Annotated in this window: 5 protein-coding genes; all 5 read right to left on the bottom strand. The window is 68.4% G+C overall.

Annotated elements, in window-relative coordinates; all coding sequences use genetic code 11:
• On the bottom strand, window positions 1-535 hold a 535-nt coding region (locus F3J18_RS21180; protein ID WP_166914023.1), incomplete at its 3' end, for a hypothetical protein.
• Entirely contained in the window at window positions 528-2,237 is a 1,710-nt protein-coding gene (locus F3J18_RS21175) for a GspE/PulE family protein (RefSeq protein ID WP_166914021.1), read from the bottom strand. The genes F3J18_RS21180 and F3J18_RS21175, both read right to left, overlap by 8 nt.
• The gene (locus F3J18_RS21170; RefSeq protein WP_013696238.1) at window positions 2,237-3,424 is read right to left on the bottom strand and encodes a type II secretion system F family protein; all 1,188 of its coding nucleotides are present in this window, start codon (window positions 3,422-3,424) and stop codon (window positions 2,237-2,239) included. The genes F3J18_RS21175 and F3J18_RS21170 overlap by 1 nt, the downstream gene beginning before the upstream one ends.
• A 145-nt stretch (window positions 3,425-3,569) precedes the next feature.
• On the bottom strand, window positions 3,570-4,034 hold the full coding sequence (gene gspG, locus F3J18_RS21165; protein ID WP_013696237.1) for a type II secretion system major pseudopilin GspG: 465 nt from the start codon (window positions 4,032-4,034) through the stop codon (window positions 3,570-3,572).
• Between the two features lie 90 nt (window positions 4,035-4,124).
• On the bottom strand, window positions 4,125-11,240 hold the full coding sequence (locus F3J18_RS21160; RefSeq protein ID WP_240154569.1) for a beta-1,3-glucanase family protein: 7,116 nt from the start codon (window positions 11,238-11,240) through the stop codon (window positions 4,125-4,127).
• Window positions 11,241-12,094 lie beyond the last annotated feature (854 nt).

Here is a 12,094-nt window from a genome sequence, read left to right as displayed (position 1 = left end):
GCGTGGCCAGCCAGGTGCCGGCGTCGAGCTCGCGGCGCGAGCGGTTCCAGGCCGCGACGAACTCCGGCATCGCCGACACCAGGCAACCGCGCGCGGCTGCCACGCCCGCCTGCAGCGCGCCCGCCCAGGCGCGCGACACGGCGCAGGCGAGGAACGGCTCGGCGGCCTGCCAGTCGGCCAGGATCTGCCAGCGGGCCGGATCGTCGCCGTACAGCATCTGCAGGCGCACCTCGGCCGCCGCGCGCAGGTCCTGCAGGCGGCGGCTGTTGTCGGCCGGGGTAACGATGAAGTAGCGCGCCAGCTCGTCGGCAAAGCTCGCGTGCACGGGCAGGCCGTGGCCGCCCGATTCCTCCAGCGCGGCGCCGATGGCGGCCGCCAGCACCTCGGGCGTGCCCGCCTCCGGCAGCGGCCGTTCGACGAACAGCGCCGGCACCTTGCGCGAGGCGCCCACGCGCCGCACCGTCACCGTGGTGCGCGACAGCGCGAGCCGGCAGTGTCCACGCGGCGCGAGCCGCTTCATCCAGCGTTCAAGCATTGAGGGTCACCCGCTTCACTTCGGCCAGCGTGGTCTCGCCGCGCTTCACCAGGCCCAGCGCGACCTCGCGCAACTGCCGCGTGCCGTTGCGGCGCGCGGCTTCCTTGATCACGCGGATCGGCTGCTTCTCCACCACCAGGTCGCGAATCTCGTCGTCGAGGATCAGGATCTCGGCGATCGCGCGCCGGCCGCGATAGCCGGTGCCGCGGCAGTCGCCGCAGCCGGTGCCCTGGCGGAAGTCGTAGCCGGCGGTGGCCTCGCGCGACAGGCCGAGCCGCGCCAGCTCGGCGTCGCTCGGCTGGTAGGGCGCGGCGCACCGCGGGCAGTTCACGCGCAGCAGCCGCTGCGCCCAGATCCCGTTGAGCGCCGAGACGAAGGCATAGGGATCGATGCCCATGTGGCCGAAGCGGCCGAACACGTCGAACACGTTGTTGGCGTGCACCGTGGTCAGCACCAGGTGGCCCGTGAGTGCCGACTGCACGGCGATCTCGGCGGTCTCGCGATCGCGGATCTCGCCCACCATGATCTTGTCCGGGTCGTGGCGCAGGATCGAGCGCAGCCCGCGCGCGAAGGTCAGCCCCTTCTTCTCGTTGACGGGAATCTGCAGGATGCCGGGCAACTGGTACTCGACCGGGTCCTCGATGGTGATGATCTTGTCGCGGCCGTTGTGGATCTCGGTGAGCGCGGCGTACAGCGTGGTGGTCTTGCCCGAGCCGGTCGGCCCGGTCACCAGCAGCATGCCGTAGGGCTCCTCGGCCAGCGCGCGCAGCGCCACCAGCGAATCGGCGTCGTAGCCGAGCGCCTCCAGCGTGAGCGAGCCATAGGCCTCGATCATGGCGCGCTTGTCGAGGATCCGGATCACCGCGTCCTCGCCGTGGATGCTCGGCATGATCGACACCCGCAGGTCGATGTCGCGCCCGCCCGCGGCGACGCGGAAGCTGCCGTCCTGCGGCACGCGGCGCTCGGCGATATCGAGCTCGGCCAGCACCTTCAGGCGCGAGATCACCTGCTCGGCGGTTTCCACGCCGTGCAGGGTGGCGGCCGCGTCGAGCACGCCGTCCACGCGGTACTTCAGCGCCAGGCCGGTGGCGGTGCTCTCCAGGTGGATGTCGGAGGCGCCGGCCTTGAGCGCGTCGTAGAGCGTGGAGTTGACCAGCTTCACCGCCGGGCTGGCCGCCTCGTTGACGCTCTGGAACGACAGCACCTGGGTGGCGCGGCCGTCGGCCTGCAGGCCGTCGCCGGTGCTCACCAGGCTGTCGACCGCGCGCGCCGATTCCTCCATGCGCGTGTGATAGGCGGCGAGGTCGCCCGGCAGCGCGAGCCGCATCTCGACGGCGGCGCCGGCCTGGGCGCCGAGCCAGGTCTGCAGGTCCAGGTCGAAGGGGCTGGTGACCACCCCCACCAGCGCGCCGCCGGGTTCGCGCAGCAGCGCGCAGCGGCGCTGCATGGCGCGCGACAGCGGCACGCGCTCGAACACCGGCTCGAGCGCCAGCATGCCGGCCGTCTCCAGCACCGGCATCGCCGTCTGGCGCGCCAGCGCGCGCAGCAGCTCGATGGGCTCGACGCCGGTCAGCGCCTGCAGCTCCTCGACCAGGTGGCGCTGGGTGGCGGCCGCGCTCGCGCGGGCGCGTGCCAGCAGTTCGGCGTCGAAGGGCATGGCCTCGAGAGGGAGCGCCTCGCCCGGCGCGGATTCGAAATGCATCACGACAGGCTCCCCGCGAGATCGAAGATGGGCATGTAGAGCAACACGACGATGGTGCCCACCACCACGCCGATCGCCGACATCAGCAGCGGCTCGAACATGCGCGTGAAGCGGTCGATCCAGCGGCTGATCTCGCCGTCGTAGAAGGCGGCCGATTGCGTGAGCATGGCGCCGAGTTCCCCCGAGCGCTCGCCCACCCGCAGCATGCGCAGCGAGATCGGGGTGGTCAGTTGGCGGGCCTGGAACGCGCCCGACAGGGGCTCGCCCGACTGCACGGCCGAGCGCGCCAGCAGCAGCGCGTCGCGCATCGACGGCGAGACCGTGCCGCAGGCGGTCTCCATCGCCGCCACGATCGGGATGCCGCCCTCGAGCAGCATGCCCAGCGTCAGGTACAGGCGCGAGAGCTGGTAGATGCGCAGGTGCGGCCCGAGCAGCGGCACGCGCGAGAGCAGGCTGACCAGGCCGACGCGCGCGATGGTGGCGCGCACCCCGAGGAAGATCGCGGCCACGCCGGCGAGCGCGGCCAGCACCAGCGGCAGGCCGTGCGCGCTGGCGAACTTGCCCCAGTCGAGCAGCATCTGCGACATCCACGGCAGGGCGCGGCCGGTGCCTTCGTAGATGGTCGCGAAGCGCGGCACCACGTAGGTGATCAGGAAAGTCGACACGCCGCCGCCCACCACCAGCAGGATCGACGGATAGATCGCCGAGCTGACCAGCTTGTTGCGCACCGTGTCGATGCGCTCCTGGTAGTCGACGTAGCGCTGCAGCGCGCGCGGCAGGTCGCTGGTGCCCTCGGCCGCGCGCACGATGCCGACGTAGAGCGGCGGGAACACGTCGGGCTGCTCGCCGAGCAGGCTGGAGAAGCGCTTGCCCTCGCGCAGCCCGGCCAGGATCCGCTCCAGCACGCCGCGCAGCCGCGCGCCGCCCTCGCGTTCGAGCAGGGCCTCGAGGCCCTCGACGATCGACAGGCCGGCCTTGAGCAAGGCCAGCAGTTCCTGGCTGAACAGCACCAGCGAGATTCGCCCGCGCCCGCCCGCCGGGCGGCCCAGCGCGCGCGCCGGCGCCACGCGCGTGACGTGCAGCCCGCGCGCCTCGACGTGGGCGCGCGCGCCGGCCTCGTCCTGGGCGTCGACGACGAGGGCGATGATCCGGTTTTCCGGCGAAAGCGCTCTGACTTCAAATTGCATGGTGCTGGGTTCCCGCTGCTGCCTGCCGCTGCCTGTTGCTGCTTGCCGTTGCCGCTCGCTGCATGGCCTTGCGTCCGTCGCCCGCTCGGGGCGGGTACAGGCGCAAGGCGATGCCGGGTCCGCTCGCGCGGACCCGGGCATGGCGTCATTCGCTGCTGATGTCGGCATCCTCGCCGGCGCCGCCCGGTTGCCCGTCGCGGCCGTAGGAGATCACCGCGTAGTCGCCCTTGGTGCCGGGCACCTGGTAGACGTAGGGATGGCCCCAGGGATCGAGCGGCACTTCCTTCTTCAGGTAGGGGCCGTTCCACTTGTCGGCGCTGGCGGGCTTGACCACCAGCGACTGCAGCCCTTCCTCGGCGGTCGGGAAGCGGCCGACGTCGATCCGGTAGTTGTCGATCGCCTTGGTCAGCACGTCGATCTGGGCGCGGGCCACCGTCACCTGCGACTTGCCGAGCTGCGCGAAGTAGCGCGGCCCGACGATCGCCGCCAGCATGCCGATGATGACCAGCACCACCAGCAGTTCGAGCAGCGTGAAGCCGCGCGCGCGGCGGCGGATTGCGAGCCGTGGCCGGCCTGCGCCGCTCGCCTGGACCGTGGTCCGGTTCATCATCGATCACCCTTCGAAAAAGTTGAGCGGGCGCCCCTACCGCGGGCGCCCGGATCATGCGGCGAATGCCGCGCCTACATCAGGTACCGGCCGTCAGAAGCCGATCCCCAGCACCATGTGCTCCGGACCCGGCGGCGGCGCCTGGATCGTCGAGCTCTGGTTGTTCACGTCGTCGAACGGGAAGCCGTAGGCCAGGCCGCTGACGCTGTGGTCGTGCCAGAAACGGGCGTACTCGTTATACGGCGATGCCTGGTAATAGGCCGACGGCACGTTCCACTTGCTGACGTCGCCCATCACGTGGCGGTTGAGCGCCGCGCAGAGCTGCGCCTCGATCTGCTGCTGGGTGCCGTCGCCATCCAGGAACACGCCGTTGCAGAGGAACACCTGCTCGCTGCTCGGCTTGTTGACGGCATAGGTGCTGCCGGCGAACTGGCCGTTGTGCTGGTCGACTTCCTGGAACAGCAGCTGCGTGCCCGAGGCGCGGCCGACGAAGGCCCGCGCGCCGACCACCATCGGCAGGTCGTTCGAGGCGTAGTACGTCCACATGTCGTTGACGTAGCCGTCGAAGTAATGGCCGTTGGGCTGGTTGGCCGCGAACGAATCGTGAGCCGGTGCCTCGATCACCCAGTTCGAGGGCTGCGACGGCTGGAACACCGCCGAGACTTCACGCGTGTACGCCTGGAACAGATCGGCGCGACGCTGGGTGATGCCGGTGCGCTGGTGCACCGTGCCGTTCGCCCAGTAGACATCCTGGGTGAGCGGGAAGCCGAACTCGTCCACCTGGGTCGGGTTGATCCACAGACCGTTGCCGCCGAAGGTGTACTCGAACCAATCGAACGGGATGCCGCGGCTCGGGTCCGTGCCGTTGTTCGGATTGGGCGGGGCATAACCGAGGGTGGTCGTGCCGTCGTCGTTCTTCGACTGGTTGATCTTGATGTACAGCGGCTTGCCCAGCGACACGAAGATCCGGCCGGAGAAGCTCTGCGGCAACTGCATCGTCTTGCTCTGCGCGAGCGTGAAGAAGTAGTTGCTGTAGTTCTGGCCATCGGGTCCGGTCAGGTGGTTCGGCGCGTCGTTGTCGGCCGCCGAGGCGGCGACCAGCGTGCCGTCCGGCTTGAGCCAGGCGAACTGGCCCGTCGCCGGGTCGCGCGCGATCACCGCCACGTACACCTGGTCGTCGGTATAGGTGCCCTGCGTGTTGTTCTGCAGGTCGATACCGACCAGGCCCGGCGTGACGGTGTACTTCGGTACCGTCGTGTCGACCGTCAGCGTGGCGCTGTTCGACGTCAGGACCGTCCCGTCCGGGCCGGTCACCGCCACGCTGTACTGCTTGCCGCTGTCGGCGACCACCGCGGCGGCCGTGTCGTAGATGCGGTTGGTCGCGCCGGCGATCGGCTTGCCGCCGAGCTGCCATTGGTACGTGTACGGCCCCGTACCCGACATCATCACCGCGAAGTGGCCGGGCTGGCCGGCCGGCACCGCCTGGTTGGCCGGCTGCTCGACGAACGGGCTGGCCGGTTGCTGCGGCTGGGTGCCGGTGTCGCCACCGCTGCCCGTGCCGCCCGTGCCCGTGCCGGTACCCGCGCCGGTGCCCGTGCTGCCCGAACCCGTGCCGGTACCCGCGCCCGTGCCGGTGCTGCCCGAACCCGTGCCCGTGCCGGCGCCTGCCGCCTTCGACGGGTCGTTGTACACCGCGAACTCGAACAGCGAGTAGCCGTAGCCGGTCGCGCGCTGCTGCCCTTGCAGGCGGATGTAGCGCGCGGTGGTGGTGTTGAACGACAGGTCGTCGATGCCGCCCTTGCCGTTGGCCTGGGTATAGACGGTATTCGACCAGTCGACGTTGTCGTGCGAAGCCTGGATCAGGAACTGCTTGCCGTAGGCGTTCTCCCAGTTGATCACCACCCGGTTGAAGGCGGTTTCCTTGCCGAGGTCGACAGTCAGCCACGCGTCGTCGGCGAAGTTCGACGAGAAACGCGTGTTCAGGTTGCCGTCCACCGCATTGGAAGCCGGATAGCCGTCACCCTCCAGGCCGCTGGCCGTGGCCTTGGTGCCGAGCGCCAGGTTCACCGCCGCTGCCGCCTGGCCGAACGTGACGTTGATGCTGTGCGGGGCCAGCACGTCGTCGAAGGTGTAGTGATCGACGATGCCGACGTCCTTGCCGTCGACCTGCACGCCCGTCACGGCGCCGCCGGCGGCCGGAACGAACTGGTAGGTCTGCACGCCGCCCTGCAGCACCGAGGTGCTGCCCGTCGGCGTGAGCGTGCCCGCGCCGCTGGAGGTGGCCGTGATCGGGAAGGCCGGGGTGTTCGCGGTGTTGTAGACCTCGAACTCGAACAGCGAGTAGCCGAACTGCGTGGCCCGCTTGGTGCCGAGCATGCGCACGTAGCGCGCCTGCACCGGCGCCGGGAAGCGCAGGTCCTCGGTGCCGCCCGTGTCGCCCGTCTTGGTCACCGCGTCGTTCCACTGGTCGTTGTCGGGCGAGGTCTGGATCTTGTAGTCCACCCCGTACGAGTCCTGCCAGCGCAGCACCACGCGGTCGACGGTCTGCACCGTGCCGAGGTCGATGGTGATCGACTGCGGATCGGAGAAGGCCGAGGACCAGCGCGAATTCAGGCTGCCGTCCGTTGCATTGGACGGGCCGTAGCCGTCATTCTCGTTGCCGGTCGAGACGGCCGGCTTGCCGAGCGCCAGGTTCGCGCTCGGGGTTTGCGGCTGCGTGTTGCCACCGCCGCCGTTGTCTCCACCATTGCCACCGTTGTTGCCGTTACCGCCGTTGCCACCGTTGTCGCCACCATTGCCGCCGTTGCCGGCGGTGGCGGGCACCACCGTCAGCAGGGCTTGCGCGCTGCTCACCGTGCCGCCGGCGTTGCTGACGTCGACCGTGTAGATCGCGCCGTTGTCGTTCGCCACCGTGAGGGCCGGCGTGGTGTACGACGGGATGGTGGTGATCGCGACCAGCTGGCCGTTGCGCTTCCACTGGTAGTCGAGCGGGCCGGTGCCCGTGACGGCCACCGTGAAGCGCGCGCCCTGGCCTTCGCTGGCGACCGTGGCCGCCGGCGGCGTGACGATCACCGGTGCCGGCGAGGTGGTGCCGGACACGCACATCACCCAGCCCGGCGTGTTGTTGATGATGCCCGCCCAGGACTTGCCCGAGGATTCGACGAACCAGGCGTTGTTGTCGATGTTCGGCACCGGGGTAGTGGTCCAGGTGCGCCACGGCGACGGGAACGCGCAGGACGCGTAGTTGGCGCGCGCGATCGTCATCGCCTCGTTGAGCGTCGGGATGCGCATGCCGATCGACTTGCAGTACTGGTCGGCGATCTGCTGCGTGAACTGCGCCCCGTCGGCCGCGAAGGTGGTGTACGTCTGCTGCCAGGTCAGGCCGCTGACGTTGTCCTTCACGGTCGGCACGAACGGGCCGGACGGCAGGCCCGGGATGGTCGACTGCCAGGTACCCGGTTGCGCGGGGATCGGCGTGTAGCGCTCGGTGGCGCTGTTGGCCGAGCACTGCGGCGCGTCCAGCACCTGGAACTCGAACAGCGAGTAGCCATACTGCGTGGCGCGCTTGGTGCCCAGCATGCGCACGTAGCGCGCCGACTGGCTGGCGAAGAACTGCGTCTCGGTACCGCCCGCGCCGGTGACCGGCGCGGTGGTGCCGCCGGCGCCGTCGGGCTGGCCGTTCGGGAACACCGTGTTCCAGGTCTTCTCGTCGTTCGACACCTGGATGTCGTACTGCGAGGCGTAGGCGTTTTCCCAGATCAGCACGACCTTGTTGAAGGTCTTCACCGAGCCGAGATCGACCTCGAGCCATGACGGATCGACTTCCGGCGCCGAGGACCAGCGCGTGGTGGTCGAGCCGTCGATCGCGTTGGCGGCCACCAGCCCGCCGTTCTGGTCGCTGCTCGACTTGGCCAGCGCGCCGAGCGCGAGGTTGGAGGCGTCGGTGCCGCTCACGGTCAGCGTCGCGGTGCGGCTGCTGACGTTACCGGCCGTGTTGGTGACGGTCACCACGTAGCTGCCCGCGTCGCTCGACTGGGCCTGCGAGATCAGCAGGCTCGGTTCGTTGTCGCCGACCGGCTGGCCGTTGTGGGTCCACTGGTAGCTGAGCGGGTTCGAACCCGTGGCGCTCACGCTGAAGGTCGCGCTCTGGCCGAACGGCACGCTCTGGTCGGCGAGGTCCGAGACGATCACCGGCGGCGTCGCCACGTTGACCGTCAGGGCCACCTGGTCCGAGGTGATCACGCCCGCGCTGTTCTTCACCATCACGCTGTAGAGCGAACCGCTGTCGGTGGTCTGCATCACCGGCGTGTCGTACACCGGCGAGATCGCGCCATCGATCGGCTGGTTGTTCCTCAGCCATTGGTAGGTCAGCACCGGCGAGCCCGATGCCTGCACCGTGAACTCGGCGCTCTGGCCCGCGGTGATGTTCTTCGCGAGCGGTTGCAGCTGGATCGTCGGCGCCTGCGGCTGCACCAGCGAGACCACGGCATTGCGCGAATCGAGCTTGCCGATGCTGTTGCTGACCTCCACGCTGAAGCTGGCGTGGTCGTCGCCCTGTTGCAGTGCCGGCGTGGTGTAGCTGTACGCGTTGGCACCGGCGATCGGCTGGCCGTTCTTGAACCACTGATAGCCGATCGGCGTCGCGCCGGCGGTCAGCACCGTGAAGGTGCCGCTCTGGCCCAGCGTGACGATCTGGTCGCTCGGCTGGGTCAGGATCTGCGGCGCGGTCTGCTGCTGCGGGCCGACGTTCATGTCGGTGCCGTCGAACGGCTGCGTGTCGGCCAGCGGCACCGGCTGCACCACGAACGAGGCGTTCGCGCTGGCCAGGCCCGGCGACGAGACCGTGACGTTGACGGTGCCCGGCTGGAACTGCGTGCGCACCGCGATCTTCGCCATGCCGCCTTCGGCCAGCAGGTTCGGATCGCCCGGCGCGTGCCAGCCCTGCGGCTGCGAGTGGTCGACGTAGTGGTCCGAGCCGCCGCGATAGGTACCCGGGCCGGTGACGGCGAAGGTCAGCGTCTGGCCGGCGTCCGGCACCAGGTTGTTCTGGGCGTCCACCACCTTGGCCGTCAGCGTGGCCGCGTCGGTGCCGTTGGCGGTCAGCACGAAGGTGTCGCCGTCCGGCTTGGTGATCTGCGGATCGACCGTCAGCAGCAGGTGGTCGGCGGGGCCGGCCGTGACCAGCGTGTCGGTGGCGGCGACCTGCAGGTCGTCGTTCAGGCACTCGGCCAGCAGCGTGCCCGGCTGGAACGGGATGTTGTCCCAATGGACCTGGCCCGGCAGCAGCGTGGTGTTCTGCGTGATGTCGGCCGAGGGATCCTGGTTGACCGGGTTCGGCGTCTGGGCCGGACCGACGATCTGGCCGTTCAGGCGCAGCTGCACCGAGTGGCAGTTGCTGAACGCGTTGACGCGCACGTTGCCGGTGGTGTTGCGGTTCCAGGTGTTCGCCAGCTTGACCACCGGCTTGATCTGGTTCGGCGTCCAGAGCGCCTGGTAGATGTAGTACAGCAGGCGCGGGAAGCGGTTCGCGTCCATCATCGACGCGCCGTTCGAACGCACGTTGGTGTTCAGCGTGCCGTCGGTCTGCGTGTTGATTTCACCCGGCGTATCGGCGAGGTACCAGTGCGCCATGCCGAACGACTTGCCGGCCACGCTGTGCACCCAGTCGCGGATGTAGGACGCGGCGAATTGGATCTCGAAGTCGTACTTCCAGCGGCCCAGGCCGTCGCCCCAGTATTCCGAGCCATAGGCCGGCACGCCCGGGTTGCTCTGCTTGACGCCGACGTCGCAGCCCTGGCCCGAGCAGCCGAGGATGTCGCCGTTGGCCGGATCCGGCGTGCGGTCCGCTTGCGCGCGCGTGTTGATGAAATCCCAGGTGCGCGAGATCTGCTTGAGCTGCTTGGCGATGCTGGTGTCCATCTTGCCGTTGTTCGCCTCCCAGGCGAGCACCGAGGGATGGTTGCGATCATGGATGATCATGTCGCGATGCAGTTCTTCCTTCAGCGTGATGTTGTCGGCCGACACGCAGTTGCCCGTGTCCGTGCCGCTGCAGATCGCGCTGAAGCCGTTCTCGCCGTCGCCGCTGGGCTGCAGCATCATGATGCCGTAGGCGTCGGCGGCGTCGAGCCACTCGCGGCCCTGGCTCGAGTGGCCGGGGCGATAGGAGCTGCCGCCCGCCTGCGCGAGCAGCGAGAGATCCTGCCATTGCAGGTTCGGCGGCACGGCCGAGCCGAGCGCCGGGTAGTCGTAACGGCCCGAGGCGCCCCACAGGAAGTGCGGGTGGCCGTTGATGACCGGGAAGTTCTGGTTCCAGGTGATGGTGCGGATGCCCAGCGGGCTCTCCTTGGTGTCCACCACCACGCCGTTCACGCTGACCGAATGGACCACGTGATACATGTACGGATGACCGTAGATGCTGTTGTTCGGATACCAGAGATGCGGGTTGCTCACCGTCAGGATCTGGTCGAACAGGGCGGGCGCGAGCGGCCCGGTGCTGTTCGCCGGCAGCGTGCGCGTGTCCTGCGCGGTCGCCACCACGGCGCCCGAGGCGTCGACGATCTGGGTGGTCAGCGTGACCGGCTGGTCGGACGAATACTCGTTCAGGACGTTGGTCTGCACCCGGATGGTTGCGGACGCATCGTTCGCCGTGACGGTCGCCACGTAGGTGCCCCAGGTGTTGAGCACCGCGTAGACGTTCTCGGGAATGTGGATCCGGTCGGTGATGTCCATCCAGACCGGGCGGAAGATGCCCGTGTCGTCCTGGCCGAAGCGGAACGCGCCCGAGAAGCTCGGCGACTCGAAGAACTTGTCGCCGCGCGAGACCTTCACCGCCAGCACGTTGTCGAAGGGCTGGCCGTTGGCGTCCTTGAACTGCACGTAGGGCGTGATGTCGACCACGAACGGGATGAAGCCGATCACGTGCGTGGCTTGCGCGTTCGCAGCGACCTGGCTGTTGCCCGGGATGAAGTGGCCGTTGATGTAGACCTGCACGCCGGTGTGCGCGCCTTCGAACTCGACCAGGATCTTGCGGTTGAGCTTGTCGGGACCGAACGAGGGATCGAGCGTGAAGTGCTTGCGATACCAGTTGGTATTGCCGGTCAGCTGGCCCTGGCCGCCGCCCGACTCGATGTTGATGAAGGTGTCGTTGTCGGCGGGCGTCTGCGGCACGCCGATCGACTGCCACTTCGAATCGTCGAAGACCCGATTCATCGAATTCGGGTCATCGGCGTCCTTGATGTATTTCCACGGCGTCGCACCCAGGTTGATCCGGATGTGATTGCTCGGCGGCAGCGGCACCGCTGCGCGCGCATGCATCGCGGATAGCAGGAATAGCCCCCATAACAGGAGCAACAAACCCGCACCCTGCCAGGCTGGATGCCTAACACTCTTGCGCATGTTGAGTTTCCCAGTTTTGCGTTTTAGGTATGTCTTGCACTCAAGGCTGCGCATCCCGCGCACGCCCCCCAATGCCGTGCAGCGTGGCCCCGGGCCCGCCTTCCGGCCGGTCCCGCCCACGCTCCTGATTCATCGCCCCGCCCCGTCGGCCTTGCCCCGTTCTTGACGGAGCGCAAACGTTTTACCCGCCAAATAGGGGATGACCCTTACGTGGCATCAGCAGGGGATAACGGCCTGCCAATTCGAAATTGATTAGGTGTAAACCCTTGGAACTATTAAATTTCAGGAATGAATGCGGAAGCCGCAACGATCGCGTGTCGCGTTGATGAAAACTTGCTTTCCAAAGCATTACGAAACACATGCGCGCGCGGTTTTCCAGCCTCGCGCGGGCACTCGCGCGAAGGAGAAAACACCCGCGCTCGCCCCCGGCGCCGATCGGTGCGCGCGATCGCGCAAGCACGACGGGCAGCCGCGATCGGCTGGGCGAAACGGCGACAACATCCTGAATACGAAGCTCGCAAGCGTCCCGCCAGGGATGCGTGATGGCATCCGCGGCAGTGTCGTCTGCGGTATGAATCGAGCCTGCGGCAGTGTCTGGCGTTCTCGTTTGTTTTGCGGCGAGGCCGTGGTGTGCATCGAACCCGATGTGTCGTCCCGATGCTGGCCGT

The organism is Burkholderia sp. Ax-1720 (assembly GCF_011753035.1).
GTDB lineage: Bacteria > Pseudomonadota > Gammaproteobacteria > Burkholderiales > Burkholderiaceae > Burkholderia > Burkholderia gladioli.
This window is presented reverse-complemented; position numbering and strand designations above follow the sequence as displayed.

What these genes read in the sequence shown, in the direction of transcription:
- F3J18_RS21175 (WP_166914021.1), bottom strand. Translation starts at nt 2,237, where the DNA reads ATGCATTTCGAATCCGCGCCGGGCGAGGCGCTCCCTCTCGAGGCCATG.
- F3J18_RS21170 (WP_013696238.1), bottom strand. Translation starts at nt 3,424, where the DNA reads ATGCAATTTGAAGTCAGAGCGCTTTCGCCGGAAAACCGGATCATCGCC.
- gspG (WP_013696237.1), bottom strand. Translation starts at nt 4,034, where the DNA reads ATGATGAACCGGACCACGGTCCAGGCGAGCGGCGCAGGCCGGCCACGG.
- F3J18_RS21160 (WP_240154569.1), bottom strand. Translation starts at nt 11,240, where the DNA reads ATGAATCGGGTCTTCGACGATTCGAAGTGGCAGTCGATCGGCGTGCCG.